Origin of the sequence: Streptomyces sp. NPDC053079 (assembly GCF_044546695.1) — a bacterium.
Taxonomy (GTDB): Bacteria; Actinomycetota; Actinomycetes; order Streptomycetales; family Streptomycetaceae; genus Streptomyces.
Window position 1 is genome coordinate 308,024 of record NZ_JBITZJ010000006.1, and the last position, 22,504, is coordinate 330,527.

18 protein-coding genes are annotated in these 22,504 nt (G+C 72.6%); 13 read left to right on the forward strand and 5 right to left on the reverse strand.

Annotation, left to right across the window (positions count from 1 at the left end; all coding sequences use genetic code 11):
• The first annotated feature begins 118 nt into the window (after nucleotides 1–118).
• From hisC to ACIGXW_RS23695, 6 genes are all read left to right on the forward strand, one after another.
• Nucleotides 119–1,195: a histidinol-phosphate transaminase gene (gene hisC, locus ACIGXW_RS23670; RefSeq protein ID WP_071966077.1), complete on the forward strand. Its 1,077-nt coding sequence runs from the start codon at nucleotides 119–121 to the stop codon at nucleotides 1,193–1,195.
• Nucleotides 1,196–1,485: 290 nt separating this feature from the next.
• Complete coding sequence (locus ACIGXW_RS23675; protein ID WP_399574900.1) at nucleotides 1,486–3,060, forward strand: cytochrome ubiquinol oxidase subunit I; 1,575 nt, start codon at nucleotides 1,486–1,488, stop codon at nucleotides 3,058–3,060.
• 24 nt (nucleotides 3,061–3,084) lie between these two features.
• The gene (cydB, locus tag ACIGXW_RS23680) at nucleotides 3,085–4,086 is read left to right on the forward strand and encodes a cytochrome d ubiquinol oxidase subunit II (RefSeq protein WP_399574901.1); all 1,002 of its coding nucleotides are present in this window, start codon (nucleotides 3,085–3,087) and stop codon (nucleotides 4,084–4,086) included.
• Nucleotides 4,087–4,098: 12 nt separating this feature from the next.
• Nucleotides 4,099–7,722, forward strand: a complete 3,624-nt coding sequence (gene cydD, locus ACIGXW_RS23685) for a thiol reductant ABC exporter subunit CydD (protein WP_399574902.1) — start codon at nucleotides 4,099–4,101, stop codon at nucleotides 7,720–7,722.
• Nucleotides 7,723–7,731: 9 nt separating this feature from the next.
• A complete protein-coding gene (locus ACIGXW_RS23690; protein ID WP_399574903.1) occupies nucleotides 7,732–9,393 on the forward strand; it encodes a GAF domain-containing protein in 1,662 nt (553 codons plus the stop codon).
• A gap of 228 nt (nucleotides 9,394–9,621) precedes the next feature.
• Nucleotides 9,622–10,413, forward strand: coding sequence for a M23 family metallopeptidase (locus tag ACIGXW_RS23695; protein WP_399574904.1), 792 nt, complete (start codon nucleotides 9,622–9,624; stop codon nucleotides 10,411–10,413).
• Nucleotides 10,414–10,442: 29 nt separating this feature from the next.
• On the opposite strand, the gene ACIGXW_RS23700 is transcribed toward ACIGXW_RS23695, so the two are convergent.
• Nucleotides 10,443–11,306 (reverse strand): Cof-type HAD-IIB family hydrolase, encoded by an 864-nt coding sequence (locus ACIGXW_RS23700; protein ID WP_399574905.1) that lies wholly within the window; start codon nucleotides 11,304–11,306, stop codon nucleotides 10,443–10,445.
• Nucleotides 11,307–11,437: 131 nt separating this feature from the next.
• Between ACIGXW_RS23700 and ACIGXW_RS23705 the strand changes: the two genes are divergently transcribed.
• The 3 genes from ACIGXW_RS23705 (at nucleotide 11,438) to ACIGXW_RS23715 (ending at nucleotide 13,972) form a co-directional block, all read left to right on the forward strand.
• Nucleotides 11,438–12,337, forward strand: a complete 900-nt coding sequence (locus ACIGXW_RS23705; protein WP_360911163.1) for an LLM class flavin-dependent oxidoreductase — start codon at nucleotides 11,438–11,440, stop codon at nucleotides 12,335–12,337.
• 79 nt (nucleotides 12,338–12,416) lie between these two features.
• Complete coding sequence (htpX, locus tag ACIGXW_RS23710; protein WP_399574906.1) at nucleotides 12,417–13,319, forward strand: zinc metalloprotease HtpX; 903 nt, start codon at nucleotides 12,417–12,419, stop codon at nucleotides 13,317–13,319.
• Nucleotides 13,320–13,378: 59 nt separating this feature from the next.
• Complete coding sequence (locus ACIGXW_RS23715) at nucleotides 13,379–13,972, forward strand: hypothetical protein (RefSeq protein WP_399574907.1); 594 nt, start codon at nucleotides 13,379–13,381, stop codon at nucleotides 13,970–13,972.
• A 9-nt stretch (nucleotides 13,973–13,981) separates the two neighbouring features.
• Here the strand turns inward: ACIGXW_RS23715 and ACIGXW_RS23720 are convergent, their stop codons facing one another.
• From ACIGXW_RS23720 to ACIGXW_RS23735, 4 genes are read right to left on the reverse strand one after another with little or no spacing between them, the layout of a single operon-like run.
• Nucleotides 13,982–14,962 (reverse strand): MerR family transcriptional regulator, encoded by a 981-nt coding sequence (locus tag ACIGXW_RS23720; protein WP_399574908.1) that lies wholly within the window; start codon nucleotides 14,960–14,962, stop codon nucleotides 13,982–13,984.
• Nucleotides 14,963–14,985: 23 nt separating this feature from the next.
• Nucleotides 14,986–15,900, reverse strand: coding sequence for a metal-dependent hydrolase (locus tag ACIGXW_RS23725; RefSeq protein ID WP_399574909.1), 915 nt, complete (start codon nucleotides 15,898–15,900; stop codon nucleotides 14,986–14,988).
• A gap of 40 nt (nucleotides 15,901–15,940) precedes the next feature.
• A complete protein-coding gene (locus ACIGXW_RS23730; protein ID WP_399574910.1) occupies nucleotides 15,941–17,728 on the reverse strand; it encodes an SDR family oxidoreductase in 1,788 nt (595 codons plus the stop codon).
• Entirely contained in the window at nucleotides 17,725–18,564 is an 840-nt protein-coding gene (locus ACIGXW_RS23735; protein WP_399574911.1) for a M24 family metallopeptidase, read from the reverse strand. The genes ACIGXW_RS23730 and ACIGXW_RS23735 overlap by 4 nt, the downstream gene beginning before the upstream one ends.
• 249 nt (nucleotides 18,565–18,813) lie before the next feature.
• Here ACIGXW_RS23735 and ACIGXW_RS23740 point away from each other — a divergent pair, with 249 nt between their 5' ends.
• From ACIGXW_RS23740 to ACIGXW_RS23755, 4 genes are all read left to right on the forward strand, one after another.
• Nucleotides 18,814–19,863, forward strand: a complete 1,050-nt coding sequence (locus tag ACIGXW_RS23740) for an ABC transporter ATP-binding protein (RefSeq protein WP_399575118.1) — start codon at nucleotides 18,814–18,816, stop codon at nucleotides 19,861–19,863.
• Nucleotides 19,853–20,770: an ABC transporter permease gene (locus tag ACIGXW_RS23745; protein ID WP_399574912.1), complete on the forward strand. Its 918-nt coding sequence runs from the start codon at nucleotides 19,853–19,855 to the stop codon at nucleotides 20,768–20,770. The genes ACIGXW_RS23740 and ACIGXW_RS23745 overlap by 11 nt, the downstream gene beginning before the upstream one ends.
• Before the next feature lie 76 nt (nucleotides 20,771–20,846).
• A complete protein-coding gene (locus ACIGXW_RS23750) occupies nucleotides 20,847–21,758 on the forward strand; it encodes an ABC transporter ATP-binding protein (protein WP_360911179.1) in 912 nt (303 codons plus the stop codon).
• Between the two features lie 13 nt (nucleotides 21,759–21,771).
• Entirely contained in the window at nucleotides 21,772–22,497 is a 726-nt protein-coding gene (locus tag ACIGXW_RS23755; RefSeq protein WP_360911181.1) for an ABC transporter permease subunit, read from the forward strand.
• Nucleotides 22,498–22,504 lie beyond the last annotated feature (7 nt).

Genomic DNA, 22,504 nt, shown 5'->3' on the forward strand with positions numbered 1-22,504 from the left:
GGCGCCCGCCACGGCGTGCACCGGAAAGAGGAGCGCTCCCAAAGACCTGGACGCCGCCCGGGGCAATCCTCATAAGGTGTGCAGTATTCATGTCAGTGGTGGTGGAGGAGGATCTACGGTGACCGAGAAGACCCCCAAGCTGCGTGCGGCGCTCGACGGTGTGCCGACCTACAAGCCCGGCAAGCCGGCGGCGCCCGGCGGCCCGGTCGCGTACAAGCTGTCCTCCAACGAGAACCCGTATCCGCCGCTGCCCGGGGTCCTGGAGTCCGCCGTCGGCGCCGCCTCCTCGCTCAACCGCTACCCCGACATGGCCTGCACCGCCCTGATGGCCGAGCTGGCGGAGCACTTCGACGTGCCGCTGACGCACCTGGCCACCGGTACCGGCTCGGTCGGCGTCGCGCAGCAGCTGGTCCAGTCGACGGCGGGCCCGGGCGACGAGGTGATCTACGCCTGGCGCTCCTTCGAGGCGTACCCGATCATCACCCAGGTCTCGGGGGCCACGCCGGTGCCGGTGCCGCTGGCCGAGGGCGATGTGCACGACCTGGACGCCATGCTCGCCGCGATCACCGAGCGGACCCGGCTGATCTTCGTCTGCAACCCCAACAACCCCACGGGTACGGTCGTGCGCCGGGCGGAGCTGGAGTCCTTCCTGGACCGGGTGCCCTCCGACGTGCTGGTGGTCCTGGACGAGGCGTACCTGGAGTTCATCCGCGACGAGACCGTCCCCAACGGCATCGACCTCTACCGCACCCGGCCCAACGTCTGTGTGCTGCGGACCTTCTCCAAGGCGTACGGGCTCGCCGGACTGCGCATCGGCTTCGCGGTCGCGCACGAGCCGGTCGCGGCGGCGCTGCGCAAGACGGCGGTCCCCTTCGGCGTGAGCCAGGTGGCCCAGGACGCCGCGGTGGCCTCGCTACGCAGCGAGGAGGCGCTGCGCGAGCGGGTGGACGCGCTGGTGGCCGAGCGCACCCGGGTGGCTGGGGCCCTGGCCGGGCAGGGCTGGACGCTGCCGGAGTCGCAGGCCAACTTCGTCTGGCTGCCGCTGGGGGAGCGTTCCGTGGAGTTCGCGGCCCTGTGCGAGCAGGCGGGCGTGGTCGTACGGCCGTTCCCGGAGGGCGTGCGGGTGACGATCGGCGAGACCGAGGCGAACGACATCTTCCTGCGGACGGCGGAGGAGTTCCGCAAGAAGATGTAGCGAGCGAGTGGGCCGGGCGGCGCGAGCCGCGGCCTGGCGAGAGCGAGTGGACGCCGTGTGCCCCCGGTCGGGGCGCACGGCGTCTTCGCGTTCCTTGGGTCCTCCGGCCCGGCGCCAGGGCCGAAGGGGGTACCCCGCGTGCTTGTCCGAAAAAGTGGTGCGCAATAATGCTTGTGAATGTGAACGCGTTCACAAGCGCGTTCTTTATGCCCCTCTTTATCTGGGTCATACAGGGGCAAAAGCCTGGCGGCATGTGCCGCCGGTGACGCAAGAGGCAAGGAGAGACCCCAGTGGATCTGGCTCTGGCTCCCGAGACACTCGCCCGCTGGCAATTCGGCATCACGACCGTCTACCACTTCCTCTTCGTACCGCTCACGATCAGCCTCGCCGCGATCACGGCGGGCCTCCAGACGGCCTGGGTCCGAACGGGCAAGGAGAAGTACTTCCATGCCACGAAGTTCTGGGGAAAGCTCTTCCTGATCAACATCGCGATGGGCGTCGTCACGGGCATCGTCCAGGAGTTCCAGTTCGGCATGAACTGGTCGGACTACTCGCGCTTCGTCGGTGATGTCTTCGGGGCGCCGCTCGCGATGGAGGCGCTGCTGGCCTTCTTCTTCGAGTCCACCTTCATCGGACTGTGGATCTTCGGCTGGGACAAGCTGCCCAAGAAGATCCACTGCGCGTGCATCTGGATCGTGGCGGTCGGTACGGTCCTGTCCTCGTACTTCATCCTGGCCGCGAACTCCTGGATGCAGCACCCGGTCGGCTACACCCTCGACAAGGCGACCGGAAAGGCCCAGCTCACCGACATCTGGGCGGTGATGACGCAGAACACCACCCTGGTCGTCGTCTTTCACACCCTCACCGCCGCCTTCCTCACCGGAGGCGCCTTCATCGTCGGCATCGCCTCCTTCCACCTGTGGCGCGCCAAGCGCAAGCAGATCAAGGGCGAGGAGCTGGGCGAGAAGCAGCGGCACCAGATCGGCGCGATGCGGGCCTCGCTGCGCGTCGGGCTCGTCGTCGCGGTCATCGCCGGGCTCGGCACCGCGATCAGCGGTGACAGCCTCGGCAAGGTGATGTTCGAGCAGCAGCCGATGAAGATGGCCGCCGCCGAGGCGCTGTGGGACACCAAGGCACCGGCGCCGTTCTCGGTCTTCGCGGTCGGCGATGTCTCCAAGGGCCACAACAGTGTCGAGATAGAGATCCCCGGCCTGCTCTCCTTCCTCTCCCACAGCAACTTCACCGACGCGGTCCCCGGCATCAACGACATCGCCGCCCGGGAGGCGGCGGCCTACGGCGGTCAGCCGGAGGACTACATCCCCAGCATCTTCATGACCTTCTGGGGCTTCCGCCTCATGATCGGCTTCGGGATGACGTCGTTCGTGGCCGCGCTCATCGGGCTGTGGACCACGCGCAAGAAGTTCTGGCTCGCGCCGCGGTTCCGCACGGGGGAGAACGAGGTCCCGCGGCTGATGCTGACGCGGACCCGCGAGATGAGCCCGTTCTTCACCACCTGGTCCTGGCGCATCGGCATCCTCACCATGGGCTTTCCGCTGATCGCCAACTCCTTCGGCTGGATCTTCACCGAGATGGGCCGCCAGCCCTGGGCCGTCTACGGGCTGATGAAGACCGGCGACGCGGTCTCGCCCGGCGTCAGCCAGGCCGAAGTCCTCATCTCCATGGGCATCTTCACGCTGCTGTACGGGATCCTCGCCGTCGTCGAGGTGAAGCTGCTGGTGAAGTACGCCACGGCCGGCCCGGATACGGACGAGAAGCCGCCCACGAAGGACCCGAGGCTGCGGCTCCCCTCGCCGGGGGCCGGCGAGCCCGAGGACGCCGACAAGCCGATGACCTTCGCGTACTGACGCGGCGGAACGGAGACACCGACCATGCACCTCCACGACCTCTGGTTCCTGCTGATCGCCGTCCTGTGGACGGGCTATTTCTTCCTCGAGGGCTTCGACTTCGGCATCGGCGTCCTGACCAAGCTCCTCGCCAGGGACCGCACGGAACGCCGGGTGCTGATCAACACCATCGGACCCGTCTGGGACGGCAACGAGGTCTGGCTGATCACCGCGGCCGGCGCGACCTTCGCCGCCTTCCCCGACTGGTACGCCACCCTCTTCAGCGGCTTCTACCTGCCGTTCCTGCTCATCCTTGTCTGTCTGATCCTGCGCGGCGTCGCCTTCGAGTACCGCCACAAGCGCGCGGGCGAGCGCTGGCAGCTGAACTGGGAACACGCGATCTTCTGGTGCTCGCTGCTGCCCGCCTTCGTGTGGGGCGTCGTCTTCGCCAACATCGTGCGCGGGGTGCCGGTCGGGCGGGACAAGAACTTCGCCGGTGACGTGCTCGACCTGCTGAACCCGTACGCCCTGCTGGGCGGCGCCCTCACGCTCGTGCTCTTCACCTTCCACGGCGCGGTCTTCGCGACGCTGAAGACGGTCGGCGACATCCGCCACCGGGCGCGGTCCCGGGCGACCGTCCTCGGTATGACCTCCGGCGTCCTCGCCGTGACCTTCCTCGGCTGGACGCAGATCGAGTCCGGCAACGGCCGCAGCCTCGTCGCGCTGATCGTCGCCGGGGTGGCCCTGATCGCGGCACTGGCCATGAACCACTTCGGTCGGGAGGGCTGGACGTTCGCCTTCTCCGGGGTGACCGTCGCGGCCGTCTTCGCGCTGCTCTTCCTGGCGCTCTTCCCGGACGTCATGCCGTCGTCCCTCGACCCGGACTGGAACCTCACGGTGGCGAACGCAGCCTCCAGCCCCTACACCTTGAAGATCATGACGTGGGTCGCGGTGCCCATGACGCCGCTGATCATCGGCTACCAGGCGTGGACGTACTGGGTCTTCCGCAAGCGGATCGGCACCCAGCACATCCCGGCCGCCCACTGAGACGGCGGCGACATGAAGCCCGTCGACCCCCGCCTGCTGACCCACGCCTCCGCGACCCGCTTCTTCCTCGCCGCCTCCGTCGGCCTCGGACTGGCCGGGGCCGGCCTGGTCATCGGCCAGGCGATGCTGATCGCCGAGATCGTCACCGGGGCCTTCCAGGACGGGCGGACGGCCGGGGACCTGGGCACGCCCCTGGCGCTGCTGGCCGCCGTCGTCCTGGGCCGGGCGGCGGTGTCCTGGCTCACCGAGCTGGCCGCGCACCGCGCCAGCGCGGCGGTCAAGTCCGAGCTGCGCACGCGGCTGCTCGAACGCGCCACGCGGGGCGGGCCGGGCGCGCGGAGCACCGGCGAGCTGACCGCCCTCGCCACGCGCGGAATCGACGCGCTGGACGGCTACTTCGCCCGCTACCTGCCCCAGCTGGGTCTGGCGGCCGTGGTGCCCGTCGCCGTGCTCGCCCGTATCGTCACCGCCGACTGGCTCTCGGCGCTCGTCATCGTCCTCACCCTCCCCCTCATCCCGCTGTTCATGGCTCTCATCGGCTGGGCCACCCAGAGCCGCATGGACCGGCAGTGGCGGCTGCTGGCCCGGCTCTCCGGGCACTTCCTGGACGTCGTGGCGGGTCTGCCCACGCTCAAGGTCTTCGGCCGCGCCAAGGCGCAGGCCGAGTCGATCCGCGCCATCACCGCCGACTACCGGCGCGCGACGCTGCGGACACTGCGGCTGGCCTTCCTGTCCTCCTTCGCCCTCGAACTGCTGTCCACCGTGTCGGTGGCGCTGGTGGCGGTCGGCATCGGCATGCGGCTGGTGCACGGCGAACTCGACCTGTACACCGGCCTGATGGTGCTGGTCCTGGCGCCCGAGGCCTATCTGCCGCTGCGTCAGGTCGGTGCGCAGTACCACGCGGCGGCGGAGGGCCTCGCGGCCGCAGACGAGGTCTTCGCGGTGCTGGAGAGCGAGAGTGCCCCCGCCGGCACCCTTCCGGCCCCGGACGCCCGCAGTGCGGTGCTGACCGTCGACCGGCTCGTGGTGCGCCACCCGGGCCGGCCCGAACCCTCCCTGGCCGAGACGGCGTTCGAGGTGCGGCCGGGCGAGACGGTCGCGGTGACCGGCCCCAGCGGAGCCGGCAAGTCGACCCTGCTGAGGGCGCTGCTGGGCCTCGAGCGGCCCTCGGGCGGGCGCGTCCTCGTGGGCGGTACGGACCTGTCATCGCTCTCCCCCGAAAGCTGGCGGAACCAGGTGGCCTGGGTTCCGCAACGACCCCACCTCTTCGCCGGGACCGTCGCCGAGAACGTACGGCTGGCCCGGCCCGAGGCCACGGACGCGCAGGTGCGGGACGCCCTGCGGGCGGCCGGGGCGCTCGAGTTCGTCTCCATGCTGCCGCAGGGCACTGACACCCGCCTCGGCGAGGACGGCGGCGGGCTGTCGGCCGGGCAGCGCCAACGCCTCGCGCTGGCCCGCGCGTTCCTCGCGGACCGGCCGGTGCTGCTGCTCGACGAGCCGACCGCCGCCCTCGACGGCGAGACCGAGGCCGCCGTGGTGGCGGCCGTACGACGGCTGGCCGTGGGCCGGACCGTGGTGCTGGTCGTGCACCGGCCGGCCCTGCTCGCCGTCGCCGACCGGACGGTACGGCTCCCCGGCGGGGCGCCGGGGCAGGGGGGCGCGCCTGGTCGCTCGGCCGCCGGATCGCTCGGCCGTCCGTCTGCCGGGGCACCCGTCGGCCCGGCCTCCGGCAAGGCGCCGGAGGCGGCCGAGGGGACTCGCGGGGACGGACAGGCGCACGACGGTCCTGAGGCGCCCCACGGCGTGCGCGGCGGCTGGAACGACGTGGAGGGCGACCGCGTGCGCGGCGCCCGGGCGCTGGCCCGGGTGCGGGGTGCCGGACGGCCGTGGACGGGGCGGTTCGTGCTCGCCCTGGCGCTGGGGGCGCTGGCCCTCGGGAGCGCCGTCGGGCTGATGGGGGTCTCCGGATGGCTGATCTCGCGCGCCTCCCAACAGCCGCCCGTGCTCTATCTGATGGTCGCCGTCACCGCCACCCGCGCCTTCGGCATCGGAAGGTCCGTCCTCCGGTACGCCGAGCGCCTGGTCTCGCACGACGCCGTCCTGCGCGTCCTGGCCGGGCTTCGGGTCTCGGTCTACCGGCGCCTGGAGCGCCTCGCCCCCGCCGGGCTGCGCGACACCCGGCGCGGGGACCTGCTCTCGCGCCTCGTCGCGGACGTGGACGCGCTGCAGGACTACTTCCTGCGCTGGCTGCTGCCGGTCGGCTCCGCCGTGGTCGTCGGAGCGGCCTCCGTCGGCTTCACCGCCTGGCTGCTGCCGGAGGCGGGCGCGGTGCTCGCCGTCGGGCTGCTGGCCGCCGGTCTCGCCGTGTCCGCACTGTCGGGGGCGCTCGCCCGGCGCGCGGAGCGGCAGCTGGCGCCCGCGCGCGGGGAGTTGTCCACCCAGGTGGTCGAGGTGCTGACCGGGACGGCCGAGCTGACGGTCGCGGGCGCGCTGCCCGGCCGGCTGGAGCGGCTGCGCCGCACCGACGCCGAGCTCACCCGGATCGCGCGCCGGACGGCCGCCGCCACCGCGCTCGGCTCCGGGCTGTCGGCGCTGGCCTGCGGCCTGACCGTGGTCGGCACGGCCTGGGCCGGCGTGAGCGCCGTGCACGACGGACGGCTCGGCGGGGTGTGGCTGGCCGTGGTCGTGCTCATTCCGCTGGCGGCCTTCGAGGCGGTCACCGCGCTGCCGCTCGCGGTGCAGTACCGCCAGCGCGTCCGGCGCTCCGCGGAGCGGGTGTACGAGGTGCTGGACGCGCCCGAGCCCGTACGGGAGGGGACCGGCCGGGCGCCCGCCTCGCCGTTCCCGCTGCGCCTGACGGGGCTGACGGCGCGCTACCGGGGGCAGGACGCGCCCGCGCTGGACGGCTTCGACCTGGAGCTGACGGCGGGCCGCAGGGTCGCCGTGGTGGGGCGCTCCGGTGCGGGCAAGACCACGCTCGCCCAGGTGCTGCTGCGCTTCCTGGACGCGGAGGCGGGCTCGTACAGCCTCGGCGGCCGGGACGCGGCTCTGATGGACGGTGACGGCGTGCGGCGGCTGGTGGGGTTGTGCGCGCAGGACGCGCACCTCTTCGACAGCTCGGTGCGCGAAAACCTCCGCCTCGCCCGCACGGACGCGAGCGACGGCGAGCTGCGCGAGGCGCTGCGGCAGGCGCGGCTGCTGGAGTGGGTGGAGACGCTGCCGCAGGGCCTGGACACGCTCGTCGGCGAGCACGGGGCGCGGATGTCGGGCGGTCAGCGGCAGCGGCTGGCGCTGGCCCGCGCGCTGCTCGCGGACTTCCCGGTCCTGGTGCTGGACGAGCCCGCCGAGCATCTCGACCTGGCGACCGCCGACGCTCTGACGGCCGATCTGTTGACGGCCACGCGGGGACGTACGACCGTACTGATCACGCACCGGCTGGCGGGTCTCACGGCGGTGGACGAGGTGATCGTGCTGGAGGAGGGACGCGTGGCGCAGCGGGGCGCGTACGGGGAGCTGGCTCAGGCGCCGGGGCCGTTCCGGCGGATGCTGGAGCGGGAGGCCGCCGAGGGCGACGTTCTCGAGGACGCCGCGGACACCAGGCGTAAGGCGCTTTCCCTGGCAAATGGTACTTATTAGGCTCGGTGCATGGCAGCGACCGCATCCCCTTCCGAGCCCCGGGGCGACGCCCCGCGGGACCCCACGCGCGCGCCGGCCCCCGCGGCCTGCCCGGACTCGGTGGACGTCGCCACGGAGGCCGCGCGCAGCCTGCAGGGGCTGTCCGTGGAGCTGACCGGCCGCGTGCCGCAGCTGTTGGAGGCCATGCGGGCCGTCGGCACCGGTCTGGAGCTGCACACCACCCTCGACCGGATCGCCAGGACCGCCGCCGAACTCGCCGACGCGCGCTACGCCGCCATCGGCGTCATCGACCCCGGCGGCGAGGGACTGTCCGACTTCGTCACCTACGGGGTCAGCGAGGAGCAGTACGAGCACATCGCCGCCTTCCCCGACGGCCAGCACGCGCTGGGCGTGCCGATCCGCGTCGGGGGCGAGATCTTCGGCAACCTCTATCTGACGGGGAAGCGCGGGGGCGGCGAGTTCGGCATCGCGGACCTGCACATGGTGAAGATCCTCGCGACGGAGGCGGGCATCGCGATCGGCAACGCCCGCGTGTACGACGAGGGCCGTCAGCGCATGCGCTGGATCGACGGCTCGGTGGCCGTCACGACCGCGCTGCTGTCCGGCAGCGACGCCGAGGACGCCCTGTCCGTCGTCGCCGAACAGGCCCGCAGGCTCGCCGATTCGGACGCGGGCATCGTGCTGCTGCCGGACGGCGAGGGCGGCCTGGAGATAGTGGCCGTCTCCGCCGAGGACCCCACCGGACTGCTGGGGACGGTGATACCGCCGCACAGCCCGGTCGTCTCGCAGCTCCTCGCCGGGGAGCCGGTGTTCATCGACGACTCGGCCACCGACCCGCGCATGATCACAGAGGTCGCGCCCCGCTTCGGGCCGAGCATGCTGCTGCCGCTCAAGAGCGGCGACCGTGTGCTCGGCACCCTCGCCACGCCCCGCAAGCGCGGCGCCCGCAAGTACACCGCCACCGAGCGCACCCTGGCGGCGCAGTTCGCCGCACAGGCGGCGCTCGCGCTCGTCCTGGCGGAGGCACAGCGCGACCGGGAGCGGCTGGCCGTCTTCGAGGACCGCGACCGGATCGCCCGCGATCTGCACGACCTGGTCATCCAGCGGCTCTTCGCCACCGGTCTGCTGCTGGAGAGCGCCCAGCGCCTCGCCGTCGTGCCCGAGGTCGGCACGAAGATCGGCCAGGCGGTCGACGAGCTGGACGTGACCATCCAGGAGATCCGCACCGCCATCTTCGCCCTGCAGCAGGAGCCCGCGGAGGCGCCCGCGGGGCTGCGCACGCGCGTCCTGCGGGAGCTGGGCACGGCCGCCGTGCCGCTGGGCTTCCAGCCCTCCGCGGGCTTCGTCGGCCCGGTCGACGCGAAGGTCGGCGAGCTCACCGGGAAGAACCTCATCGCGGCCCTGCGCGAAGCGCTCTCCAACGCCTTCCGGCACGCCCGCGCCTCCCGCATCGAGGTCCTCGTCGACGCCACCGTCACCCTGCCCGACGGCCGGGAAGGCGTCCGTCTGACCGTGGCGGACGACGGCGTCGGCATCCCCGAGGGCGGCCGGCGCAGCGGACTGCGCAACCTCGCCAAGCGGGCGGAGTCCCTCGGCGGATCCAGCTCGTACGGGCCGGGGCTCGGCGAGGACGGCGGCGGCACGAAGGTGGTGTGGGAGGCGCCCCTGTAGAGCGAGGGGCGCTCGGCGGGGGCACAGAGGGGCGCTTTGGGGGGCACAGGAAGACCGCCCTATGGGCGTACCCGTAGCCCTATAGGTGCGCGCATTCCTCCGAACGCCCTCCTGCGGGCGCGCATGACGAACCATCAGGTCAGGATCGCGGGCATGCTCCATCCTTACCGTTCATATCGTCAGGTCCGTTCCTCCCGCCGTAGCTTGCGGGCCCTGCGGACCCGTCCCGTGCACCGGCCGGGCGGTGTGCTGCTGTGCGTGCTGTGCGTGGCGGTGGCGGCCCTGCCCGCCTCCGCGCAGTCGCGGGCGGCCGACTCCGACCGGCGGGAGCGGCTGGCCCGCATGGTGATCGAGGCCGACAACAGGAACAGGACGCTCGCCGCGAACCAGACGCCGGCATCCCCCTCCTGGCAGGCCCTCGACGCGGACGTCACCCAGGTGCGCATGGAGAAGAAGCTTCTGGAGGAGCGGCTCGCACAGGCGCGCGGCGACCTGAACCGCCTGGCGGACGCGGCCATCCGCAACCAGCGCTGCACACCGATCGACCTCGACGGCCTCCAGAGCGAAATCCAGGACGGCCGCAACGGCGCGGACCGCGGGGCCGCCGTCTCGCCGAGCGGCTGGACGCGTCCTGTGCTGTCGTACGAGCTCACCGCGGGCTTCGGAGGCGTGGGCGGGCACTGGGCGGGCGGGCACACCGGGCAGGACTTCGCCGTCCCCACCGGTACGACCGTGCGGTCGGTGGGTGCCGGGACGGTGACGTCCATCGGGTGCGGCGGGCCCTACGGCATCAGCATGGTGGTCCGGCACGAGGGCGGCTGGCACTCGCAGTACGCGCACCTGGCGGCTCCGCTGCTGGCGCCGGGGCGGCAGGTGCGCGCGGGCGAGTGGATCGGGCTGTCCGGGACCACCGGGAACTCCACGGGGCCGCATCTGCACTTCGAGATCCGCCGGTCGGCGGGGTCCGGGAGCGCGGTCGAACCCGTGGAGTGGCTGCGTGCGCGCGGAGTCCTGCTGTAGGCGGCTTCCGACGCCCGTCCTTTCACCGCCTACGGCAGCCCGTGCAGGATCTGCTCGATGACCGCCGCGACGCCGTCCTCGGTGTTGGCGGCGGTGCGGTGCGTGGTGGCCGCCAGCACCTCGGGGTGGGCGTTGGCCATGGCGTACGAGGTGCCGGCCCAGGTGAGCATCTCCAGGTCGTTGGGCATGTCGCCGAACGCCACGACGTGCTCCGGCCCGATGCCCCGCTCGGCGCAGCACCGGGCCAGGGTGCTGGCCTTGCTCACGCCGGGGCCGCTGATCTCCAGCAGCGCGGTGGGGCTCGAGCGGGTGAACGAACCGTGCTCGCCGGCCGCCATGCGGGCGACGTCCAGGAACTCGTCCGGGGCCAGTTCCGGGTGGAAGGCGAGCAGCTTGACGATGGCGTCGCCCTGCCCGTCGCCGTCCTCCAGGAGCTCCTCGGCGGAGGCTATCCGCGCGCAGGGGTCCAGCTGGAAGGGCGGGTAGTGCGGCTCGTAGTGGATGCCCGAGGTCCGCTCGACGGCGAAGGAGGCGCCGGGCGCCGCGGCGCGCACCGCGTGGACGATGGCGAGGGCGGCGGCGGCCTCCAGCGGGCGCACGTCGACGAACCGGCCGCCGTCGTGCAGATCGACCACGACGGCCCCGTTGGCGCAGATCGCGAGGCCGTGCCCGTGCACGTGGTCCCTGACCACGCCCATCCAGCGCACCGGGCGGCCGGTGACGAAGAAGACCTCGATGCCCGCCGCCTCCGCGGCGGCCAGCGCCGCGACCGTGCGGTCCGAGACCGTCTTGTCGTCGTGCAGCAGGGTGCCGTCGAGGTCGGTGGCGATCAGCCGGGGAGTGGCTGCTGTCCGGCCGGCTGCCGGGGTCTCGGGCTCGGTAGCTGAAGTCACGCTCTCATTCTCGTCGACAGCCGCCCGGTAGGCGTACAAACGTGCGGCCGGTATATGCGCTCCGGCCGGGAGCGGGCCGCCCGGGGCGCCCCGGGAGCCGGTTGTCGGACCCAGCGCCTAGGCTCGGTCCCATGCGACTGAGCACCGTGATCCTTCCCGACCGCCGCTGGTCCGAGGGCGGCCGTGAGACCTGGCAGCGAGCCGAGGAACTGGGCTTCGACACCGCTTACACCTACGACCACCTCTCCTGGCGCACCTTCCGGGACGGCCCGTGGTTCGGCGCGATACCGACCCTGACGGCGGCCGCGGGGGTGACCTCCCGCATGCGCCTGGGCACCCTGGTGACCTCCCCGAACTTCCGGCACCCGGTGACGCTCGCCAAGGAGCTCATCTCCCTGGACGACATCTCCGGCGGCCGCATCACCCTGGGCATCGGCGCCGGGGGCTCCGGATTCGACGCCACGGCGCTGCGCAAGGCCGGCGAGGAGCCGTGGACGCCGCGCGAGCGGGCGGACCGCTTCGGTGAGTTCGTACCGCTGCTGGACCGGCTGCTGAGCGAGCCCGTCGTCTCGTACGAGGGCGAGCACTACTCCGCCCACGAGGTGCGCAACATCCCCGGCTGTGTGCAGCGGCCCCGCCTGCCCTTCGCCGTGGCCGCCACCGGCCCGCGCGGCATGCGGCTCGCCGCGCGCCACGGCCAGGCGTGGGTGACCACCGGCGACCCGAAGCTGTACGAGACGGGCACCCCGGAGCAGTCCCTGGCGGCCATCGCGGGGCAGGTCGAGCGCCTCGGGGAGGTCTGCGCGAAGGCCGGCCGCGAGGTGTCGGAGCTGCGCAAGGTGCTGCTCACGGGCTTCACCCCGGACCGGCCGCTGGAGTCCTTCGACGCCTTCGTCGACTTCGCGGGCGCGCACGCGGAGCTGGGCATCGACGAGATCGTCGTGCACTGGCCGATAGCCGGCTCCATGTTCGAGGCCGACGTCAGCGTCTTCGAGAAGATCGCGACGGAGGGGCTGCGGCAGCTCTCCTGACGGTCCCGGCGGCGGAGAGGGAGAATCGGGACAGAGGTACCCGCTCAGGGCACGGTCCGCCGATCCTTGGAGGTACGCCGTGCGAGGCACCCGATTCTCCCCCGACCGGGGGCTGACCACCCGCATGGTCAGCACGATGTTCTTCATCGGGCTGCTCTACGTGGTCTTCGTGGGTGTGCTGGTGGCGCTGCTGCGCGGCGCCTGGCCGATCGTGCTGGTCCTGGCGGGCGGCTTGTTCATCGCCCAGTTCTGGTTCAGCGACCGCATCGCGGCGTTCGGCATGGGCGCCCGCGAGGTCACCCCGCAGCAGGCGCCCGAGCTGCACGGGGCCGTCGACCGGCTGTGCGCGCTGGCCGACATGCCCAAGCCCCGGGTGGCGCTCGCCGACAGCGATGTCCCGAACGCCTTCGCCACCGGGCGAAGCCGTCGCAATGCCCTGGTGTGCGCGACGACGGGCCTGATGCGCAGGCTGGAGCCCGAGGAGCTCGAGGGTGTGCTCGCGCACGAGCTCTCCCACGTCGCGCACCGCGACGTGGCGGTGATGACCATCGCGTCGTTCCTGGGCGTGCTGGCCGGGGTCGTCACCCGGGTGGGGCTGTGGGGCGGCTTCCGCCGCCTCGGCGGCCGCGACAGCAACACGGCGGTGCTGGTGGTGCTGATTCCGCTGGTCAGCGCGGTCGTCTACGCGATCAGCTTCCTGCTCACCCGGATGCTCTCCCGCTACCGCGAGCTGTCCGCCGACCGCGCGGCCGCGCTGCTGACCGGCCGGCCGTCCGCACTGGCGTCGGCGCTGACCAAGGTCACCGGGCAGATGGCCCGGATCCCCACCCGCGACCTGCGCCAGGCCGAGCCGTTCAACGCCTTTTACTTCGCGCCCGCCCTCTCCCGGGACGGCCTGAGCCGGCTGCTGTCCTCGCACCCGACGCTGGAACAGCGGCTGGAGCAGCTGGGCCGCATCTCGGCCGGCCTGGGCCGCGGCTGACGGCCCCGGCGCCGGCTCTCCGGAAAACGCCGCTGGAAGCACTGGAAGGAAACGTGCCCGTGGGTCTCCTGGACGTCATCCTCGGCCGCAGCAAGCCGGTCCGGCCCGATCTGGACCAGCTCTTCGCCCTGCCGTCCGCGGCCGTCACGCTGCAGGCGGGCGCGGGCTTCCACCCGACCGGGCTGGGCTCGGTGTGCTTCGCGAGCGTCGAGGGCGGCGCCTTCGACCGGCTGCGGGAGGACGTACGGGCCCTGCTGGACGCCGACACGGGGCGTGGCGGGATGCCCGTGGAGTTCAGCCGGGACCCCTACGGCTACACCTGGCTGCTCGCCCTGCACCCGGCGGAGGCCTCCGAGGACGCCGCCGCCCTCGTCAACGACCTGCACGCGGTGAACACCCTGCTCGAAGACGCCGGTTTCGGCCCGCAGCTGCTCTGCTCGCTGATGGGCTTCCGGGACGCCGGGCAGCGCTCCCTCGCGCTCGTCTACCTCTACAAGCGCGGCACGTTCTACCCGTTCGCCCCCGTGCCCGGCGGTGGCGACAAGCGGGACAACGCGCTGGAGCTGCAGGTGAGCGCGCTGCTGGAGAGCGACCTGCGGATCGAGAAGGACCTGAGCCGCTGGTTCCCGGTCTGGGGCGCCCCGGGGCTGTGAGGGAAGCCCTCACGTGTCGCTTCCGTCCGACGCCTCCCGCCCGTCCCGGGGCGCCGCCAGGAGCCCGTCCATGGTGCGGGCCTGGACCTCGCGTTCCGCGGCCGCGGTGATGAACGCCGCCACGTTCTGCGGCCCCACCAGCGCCCGTACCGCCCGTACGGTCGCGGCGGGCAGGGCCACCTGCTCGGCGTCGTCCTCGTCCTTCGGAGCGGCGGCCGGTGCGGGTGAGGTGAGGTGGTGGCGGAGGTAGCGGGTGGCCAAGGTGCGCATCGCGCGGGCCAGTTCGGCGTCGACGGTCTGCTGGGCGAGGGGGCGCAGGCGGCGGACGAGGGAGGCGGCCTCGGTGGCCTCCTCGTCGGTGGGGCGGTGGCCGAGGTAGGGGTGGAAGACGTGCTCGGTGGTGAAGTCGAGGAAACGGGTGGCTATGTGCTCGACCTGGGTGCGCAGTTCGCGCAGATGGCCGGAGATCGCGGGCAGGGGCACGCCGGCGGCGTGGAGCTCGGCGGCGACGGCCAGCTCCCGGGGGCTGGGCACGAGGAACTCGCCGGGCGAGGACGGCAGCCGCACCAGGACGCCGAGCCGCACCGCGTCCTCGACGGCCGCGTCGTCCCGTGCGCCGCCGAACCGTTCGTCCAGCTCCGCGCGGGTGATCCGGCCCGGCTCCTCGTCCGTCCACGGTCCGTCGACCTCTGCGGCCAGCCCCAGCACCCCGCCGAGCCCGCGACCCGCGTCCCAGGCCTCCAGCAGCTCCTTGATGCTGGCCAGGGTGTAGCCGCGGTCCAGGAGGCCGGAGATCTGGCCCAGCCGGGCGAGGTGGGCGTCGCCGTAGACGTTGGCCCGGCCGCGCCGCTCGGGCTTGGGCAGCAGCCCGCGGTCCTGGTAGGCGCGAATGGTGCGGACCGTGGCACCGCTGCGGTGGGCCAGGTCCTCGATGCGGTACTCGGCCGGCTGCGGTTGCCCGTGCGGCGGGCCGGAGGGGGCGTCGGACAAAGGCGTCGCTCCTTGGTCGCTCCTCAGGAGAGGGCCGCGCGGCCGATCGCGCCCGCCGCGGCCCGTGCCGCCGGCGAGGTCGACAGATAGTCGACGGCCCTGCGCAACGACCCCTCCTGCGAGGGGTGGTACGACCGGCGGAAGTAGCGGGGAACGGCCGAGCCCAGCTCCCGCCACGAGGGCAGCAGGCCCTTGGCGACGGCGCGGCGGTGCTCGCGCGCCGAATAGCGCGTGCGGCCCGCCAGCCGGGGGTCGTGCCGGATCAGATAGGCCGTGCCCCACACCCACAGGTAGAACAGCACGGGCGCCGTGACGGCCATGCCCAGCAGGCGGCGGGCGTAGCGCGCGGGGTCGTCGCCGCCGCAGTGCTCGTACATGTCGAAGGCGACCGATCTGTGCTCGACCTCCTCCGCGCCGTGCCAGCGCAGCAGGTCCAGCATCACCGGGTCCGCGTCGGCCCGGTCGAGGCCCTCCGCCCGCAGCACCCAGTCGCCCAGCACGGCCGTGAACTGCTCGGTCGCGGCGATCACCGCGAGGCGGTAGCGCAGCCACTCCCGCTCGCCGACCGGCAGCCCGAACGGGGGTCTGTCACCGAGCAGCACGTCGAGGAGGAAGTCCACGTGCCGGGTGTACACGGTGGTGTCCAGGCCCTGCCGGGCGAGGTGGTCCAGTACGTAGGAGTGCTGGACGCTGTGCGTGCCCTCCTGGCCCATGAAGCCCTTGACGTCCCTCAGCAGCGCCTCGTCCCGCACCAGCGGCAGCGCCTCCTTGAAGACCTTGACGAACCACCGCTCGCCCGCCGGGAGCAGCAGATGCAGGACGTTGATGACGTGCGTGGCGGTGGGCTCGTCCGGTATCCAGTGCAGCGGCGTTTCGTGCCAGTCGAAGGACACGCGCCGCGGTGCTATGCGATGGACGTGGCTCGGGCTCTGGCTCATGCGGTGGCTCCTCGCTCGGTGGGAAACGGCCCCCGGCGGCCTACAGCTTGGGGTCGATGCGGGCGACCGCGCGTCCCAGCCGCGGGGTGAAACGGGAGATGAAGTGCAGGCCGTACGCCTCGGGCGTCACCGGCACCACGGCCCGGTCGCGGACCACGGCCCGCAGGATCGCCTCGGCGACCTTCTCCGGCGGGTAGTTGCGCCGCCCATACAGCCGGCTGATCTTGTCCCGGCGTCGCTGCTGCTCCTTCTCGGAGACGCCGGCGAAGATCGTGGTGCCGGTGATCCCGGTGTTGACGATGCCGGGGCAGATCGCGCTGACGCCGATGCCCTTGCCCGCCAGCTCCGCGCGCAGGCACTCGCTCAGCATGAGCACCGCCGCCTTGGACGTGCTGTACGCGGTGAGGGACTTGGACGGCTGGAAGGCCGCCGCGGAGGCGGTGTTGACGATGTGACCGCCCTGGCCGCGCTCGGCCATCTGCCGGCCGAAGGCCCGGCAGCCGTGGACGACTCCCCCCAGGTTGATGTCGATGACCTTGCGCCAGTCCTCGGAGGTGGTGTCCAGAAAGCTGCCGCTCAGGCCGATGCCGGCGTTGTTGACCAGCACGTCCACCACGCCGTACTCGGCGGCGACCTTGGCGGCCAGCTTGTCCATCGCCCCCTCGTCCGAGACGTCGCAGCACTCGCCCCAGGCGGCCTGCGCCCCGCACAGCCGCGCCAGCTCGGCCGTACGGGCCGCCCCCTCCGCGTCCCGGTCGACCGCGACGACCCGCGCCCCGGCCTCGGCGAAGGCGAACGCCGTGGCCCGCCCGATGCCGCTGGCCGCTCCCGTCACCAGCACCAGGCGGCCGCCGAAGCGCTCCGCGTACGGGCCCGAGCCCACCGCCATCCGGGCGGGCGTGCCCTCCTGCCGCGCGGCCTCCTGGGCCGTGACGAACTCGGTGATCCAGGACGCCAGCTGGTCGGGGCGCGTCCGCGGCACCCAGTGCTTGGCGGCCAGGGTGCGCCGCAGCAGCTGCGGCACCCAGCGCTCCAGGTCGTCGTAGAGCCGCTCGGACAGGAAGGCGTCGCCGGCCGGGGTCACCAGCTGGACGGGCACGTGGGCGTACGCGTCGGTGCGGGGCCGGCGCAGCCTGGCCCGGACGTTGTCCCGGTACAGCCAGGCGCCGTGCGCGGCGTCGCCCGCCAGCGAGGCGGTGGGGTAGCCGCCGGAGGGCGGCCGCTCCGCCCGCTCCAGCATCTTCGGCCACCGCCTGCCCAGCGGCCCGCGCCACGCGGCCTCCGGGAGGGCGGGCATGTGCAGCGCGCCCACGTACCAGGATCTGGCGCCCTGCCCGAGGAGCTGGCCGACCCGGCGCGGGGTGGGCCGGGCCATCCGGTCCTTGATCCAGTGCCCGAAGTGGTCCAGGGACGGGCCCGAGACCGAGGTGAAGGACGCCACGCGGCCCTCGGTCCGTGCGACGGTGACGAACTCCCAGCCCTGCACCGATCCCCAGTCGTGCCCGACCAGATGCACCGGCGCGGCGGGGCTCACCGCGTCCGCGACCGCCAGGAAGTCGTCCGTGAGCTTCTCCAGCGTGAACCCGCCGCGCAGCGGCTCGGGGGCCGTGGAGCGGCCGTGGCCGCGCACGTCGTAGAGCACGACGTGGAAGCGGTCCCGCAGCCGCCGCGCGACCTCGGACCAGACCTCCTTGCTGTCGGGATAGCCGTGCAGCAGTACCACCGTGGGGTGCGCCGTGTCGCCCAGCTCGGCGACGCACAGCTCGACCCCGCCGGTGCGCACCCGGCGCTCCCGCGCCCCCTCGATCCCCGTGCCGTCCCCGCTCATGCGGCCGCCCTCTCTTCCTGCCAGCGCCGCACGTGCGGCAGATCGTCGTCGAGCCAGAACGCGCTCTCCTGCGGATCCCGGGAGTCGGTGACCACCAGGAGCTCCTCGAACTTCACGCCGACGCCCCGGAAGCCCAGGTGCGGCTCGACCGCCCACAGCCCCGGCCGCGGCGGGTGGTCGGAGAAGCGGTACGGGCTCCACAGCGGTGACCATCCCTCGCGGTGACCGTGCAGGGCGTCCGACGCCAGCCCCTTCAGGGACTGCGTACCGAACCCGAACAGCCGGGGTGACCAGCGACGCTCCCGTACCCGCCCGACCTTGTGCGCTATCACCCCGAAGGGATAGGCGCGGTGCCGGTTGGCGTAGCCCTGGCGGACCATGAGCCGGTCCACGCTCCCGTAGATCTCCCGCAGCGGCCGGCGCTCGCGCACCTCGCGCAGAATCAGTGCGCGATGGGCCTCGAGGTCGGCCAGCAGCCGGTCGTGCAGCGGGTCGGGCCCCAGGCAGCCCGCGTAGCCGACGTCCGCGCCGAAGCCGCGGTGGATGGGGGCGAGGTCGAGGATGAACGGCATCCCCGGCTCCAGCGGCCGGTCGGTGGGGAAGAACTGCAGCGGCACCCGGAAGCCCGTGAAGGCCGTGCGGTCGCCGAACCACGCGAAGGGCACATGGAACCAGTCCCGCACCCCGCGCTCGCGCAGCCACTCCCGCTGCATGCGCGCCGCCCCGCGCTCGGTCACGCCGGGCACGAGCTGCGCGGCGACCGCCTCCGCGCAGGCGTACGCAAGGCGCTGCACCGCCCGGAACCCGTCCAGATCCCCGTCCGACCGCCCTGCCATGCCGTCCTCCGACCAAGTCCGAAGCCGTGCCCGCAAGTTGACAGCAACGAATGTGACAATGTCCGGCGGCTGCGTCAAGGGCCCCGGCACGCCTGTGGAAAACCCCCGGCGCCCCGCCGGCCCCCGCCTCCGTCCACCTCCCGCCGGGGGCCCACCCCTACGGGGACGTCAGACCCGAGGACTACGCACAACCAGCCATCTGGTCTGACGACTGCTGTGGCCCGCGCCACTACCGTCGAATGTGTGACTGTGATCGCTACCGAAAGCCTCAGCAAGCGGTTCCCCCGGGTGACCGCTCTTGACCGGCTCTCCGTCGACATCACGCCGGGAGTGACCGGTCTGGTGGGTGCGAACGGGGCCGGCAAGTCCACGCTGATCAAGATCCTGCTCGGGCTCTCCCCGGCCACCGAGGGCCGCGCCGAGGTGCTCGGCCTCGACGTCGCCACCCAGGGCGCCGAGATCCGGGAGCGGGTCGGCTATATGCCCGAGCACGACTGCCTGCCGCCGGACGTGTCGGCGACGGAGTTCGTCGTCCACATGGCGCGGATGTCCGGCCTGCCGCCCACGGCCGCCCGTGAGCGCACCGCCGACACGCTGCGGCACGTGGGTCTGTACGAGGAGCGCTACCGCCCCATGGGCGGCTACTCCACGGGCATGAAGCAGCGGGTCAAGCTCGCCCAGGCCCTCGTCCACGACCCCCGGCTGGTGCTGCTGGACGAGCCGACCAACGGCCTCGACCCGGTCGGCCGGGACGAGATGCTGGGCCTCATCCGGCGCGTCCACACCGACTTCGGCATCTCGGTCCTGGTCACCTCGCACCTGCTCGGCGAGCTGGAGCGCACGTGCGACCACGTCGTCGTCATCGACGGCGGCAAGCTGCTGCGGTCCTCCTCGACGGACGAGTTCACCCAGGCCACGGGCTCCCTCGCCGTGGAGGTCACCGACACCGACGCCCACCCCGACGGCACCGCCGCCCTGCTCGCGGCCCTGTCCGGGGCGGGGCTGACGACCCGGCCCGCGGGCCTGGCCGCCGACGGCTCGCCCTCGTCCGGCCACGTCCTGCTGGTCGACGTCCTCGACGAAGGGACGTACGACATCGTCCGCGACGCCGTCGCCGACCTCGGCCTCGGCCTGGTCCGCATGGAACAGCGCCGCCACCGCATCGCGGAGGTCTTCAAGGACGGCGACGGCGCCGGGGGCGCGGGCGGCACCGGCCGGCCCGCCTGGGGCGCCGACTGGAACCGGAAGTCCGGCGACGAGCGCGAGAAGCAGAACGGAGGCGCCGCAGATGCCGCCTGAGACCCACGCCGTGACGACCGCCGGGCGCCCCGCCGCCCAGGACGTCATCCACAACATCGGCTACCGCAACTACGACGGCCCCCGCCTCGGCCGCGGCTACGCCCGCCGCTCGCTCTTCTCCCAGAGCCTGCGCGGCGCCTACGGCCTGGGCCGCTCGGCGAAGTCCAAGGTGCTGCCGATGACGCTGTTCGCGGTCATGTGCCTGCCCGCCGCCATCGTCGTGGCGGTCGCCGTCACCACGAAGATGAACCGCCTCCCCATGGAGTACACGCGGTACGCGATCTACCTCCAGGCGGTCATCGGCCTCTACATCGCCGCCCAGGCCCCGCAGTCGGTCTCCCGCGACCTGCGGTTCAAGACCGTTCCGCTGTACTTCTCCCGCCCGATCGAACGCGCCGACTACGTCCTGGCCAAGTTCGCCGCCATGGCCTCGGCCCTGTTCGTCCTCACCGCCACGCCCCTGCTGATCCTCTACGCGGGCGCCCTGCTCGCCAAGCTGGACTTCGCCGATCAGACGAAGGGCTTCGCGCAAGGACTGGTCTCCGTGGCTCTGCTCTCGCTGCTCTTCGCCGGCATCGGCCTGGTGGTCGCCGCCCTCACCCCGCGCCGCGGCTTCGGCGTCGCCGCCGTCATCGCCGTGCTGACCATCTCCTACGGCGCGGTCAGCACCCTCCAGGGCATCGCGCTGGACAACGACAACACCGACGCCATCGGCTGGCTGGGCCTGTTCTCCCCGATCACCCTGATCGACGGCGTGCAGACGGCGTTCCTGTCCGCCGGCACCGCCTTCCCCGGCGGCCACGGCCCCGGCACCGGCGCGGGAGTGGTCTACCTCCTCGCCGTCCTCGCCCTGATCGCCGGCTCGTACGGGCTGCTGATGCGCCGCTACCGAAAGGCCGGGCTGTGACCGCCCTCCCTCCCCCAGCTACCGCTGGGCGGTGCCCCCAGCCCGACCACCACCCCTCAAGGAATGGGCTGCGCCCATGAGCACTGTTCGCATCGACAACGTCTCCCGCTGGTTCGGCAATGTGGTCGCCGTCAACGACGTCTCCATGACCGTGGGCCCCGGTGTCACCGGCCTCCTCGGCCCCAACGGCGCCGGCAAGTCCACCCTCATCAACATGATGGGCGGCTTCCTCGCCCCCTCCACCGGCGCGGTCACCCTCGACGGCGAGACGATCTGGCGCAACGAGCGGATCTACCGCCACATCGGCATCGTCCCCGAGCGCGAGGCGATGTACGACTTCCTCACGGGCCAGGAGTTCGTCCGGGCCAACGCCGAGCTGCACGGACTGGGCGCGGCGGAGGCGCAACGCGCCCTCGCCACCGTCGAGATGGAGTACGCGCAGGACCGCAAGATCGCCACGTACAGCAAGGGCATGCGCCAGCGCGTGAAGATGGCCTCCGCCCTCGTCCACGAGCCGTCGGTGCTGCTGCTCGACGAGCCGTTCAACGGCATGGACCCGCGCCAGCGCATGCAGCTGATGGACCTCCTTCGGACCATGGGCGCCGAGGGCCGCACGGTGCTGTTCTCCTCCCACATCCTGGAGGAGGTCGAACAGCTCGCCGCCCACATCGAGGTCGTCGTCGCCGGCCGGCACGCGGCCTCCGGCGACTTCCGCAAGATCCGCCGGCTGATGACGGACCGGCCGCACCGCTACCTGGTGCGCTCCAGCGACGACCGCGCCCTCGCGGCCGCGCTCATCGCCGACCCGTCGACCGCGGGCATCGAAGTCGACCTCGGCGAGAAGGCGTTGCGCATCCAGGCCGTCGACTTCGGCCGCTTCACCGAACTCCTGCCGCGCGTCGCCCGGGCGCACGGCATCCGGCTCCTGACGGTCTCGCCCTCCGACGAGTCCCTGGAATCGGTCTTCTCCTACCTCGTCGCAGCCTGAAAGGAGGCCACCCATGTCGCTCTACCACCCGACCGTCGCCCGGCTCACCTACCGGGGCCTCCTCGGCCGCCGCCGCGCCCTGATCCTCTTCGCGCTGCCGGCCCTGCTGCTCGTCATCTCGGCCGTCGTGCGCGCCCTGATCGGCGCGGACGACCAGACGGCCACCAACGTCCTGGGGGGCTTCGCGCTCGCCACGATGGTGCCGCTGATCGGCGTCATCGCAGGTACGGGCGCGATCGGCCCGGAGATCGACGACGGCTCGGTCGTCTACCTCCTGGCCAAGCCCGTCAAGCGCCCCACCATCATCTTCACCAAGCTCGTCGTGGCGATCGGCGTGACCGTCGTCTTCTCGGCGGTGCCCACCCTTATCGCCGGCTTCCTGCTGAACGGCAACAGCCAGCAGATCGCCGTGGCCTACGCCCTCGCCGCGGCGGTCGCCTCCGTCGCCTACAGCGCGATCTTCCTCTTCCTGGGCACGGTCACCCGGCACGCGGTCGTCGCGGGCCTGATCTACGCCCTCGTCTGGGAGGCGCTGTTCGGCAGCCTCATCCCCGGCGCCCGCACGCTCAGCGTCCGGCAGTGGGCGCTGGCCCTCGCCCAGAAGGTCGGCGGCGAGGGTGCCATCACGGCGGAGGTGAGCCTCCCGCTGGCGCTGGCGCTGCTGACCGGTGCCACGGTGGCCGCCACGTACTACGCGGGCCGCAAGCTCCGCTCCCTGACGCTCGCCGGAGAGGAGTAGACGCCCC

Bases quoted from the DNA above. Each gene is read 5' to 3' on its own strand.
- cydB (WP_399574901.1), top strand. From the start codon at position 3,085: ATGCACCTCCACGACCTCTGGTTCCTGCTGATCGCCGTCCTGTGGACG.
- cydD (WP_399574902.1), top strand. From the start codon at position 4,099: ATGAAGCCCGTCGACCCCCGCCTGCTGACCCACGCCTCCGCGACCCGC.
- ACIGXW_RS23690 (WP_399574903.1), top strand. From the start codon at position 7,732: ATGGCAGCGACCGCATCCCCTTCCGAGCCCCGGGGCGACGCCCCGCGG.
- ACIGXW_RS23705 (WP_360911163.1), top strand. From the start codon at position 11,438: ATGCGACTGAGCACCGTGATCCTTCCCGACCGCCGCTGGTCCGAGGGC.
- ACIGXW_RS23725 (WP_399574909.1), bottom strand. From the start codon at position 15,900: ATGAGCCAGAGCCCGAGCCACGTCCATCGCATAGCACCGCGGCGCGTG.
- ACIGXW_RS23730 (WP_399574910.1), bottom strand. From the start codon at position 17,728: ATGAGCGGGGACGGCACGGGGATCGAGGGGGCGCGGGAGCGCCGGGTG.
- ACIGXW_RS23735 (WP_399574911.1), bottom strand. From the start codon at position 18,564: ATGGCAGGGCGGTCGGACGGGGATCTGGACGGGTTCCGGGCGGTGCAG.
- ACIGXW_RS23745 (WP_399574912.1), top strand. From the start codon at position 19,853: ATGCCGCCTGAGACCCACGCCGTGACGACCGCCGGGCGCCCCGCCGCC.
- ACIGXW_RS23750 (WP_360911179.1), top strand. From the start codon at position 20,847: ATGAGCACTGTTCGCATCGACAACGTCTCCCGCTGGTTCGGCAATGTG.
- ACIGXW_RS23755 (WP_360911181.1), top strand. From the start codon at position 21,772: ATGTCGCTCTACCACCCGACCGTCGCCCGGCTCACCTACCGGGGCCTC.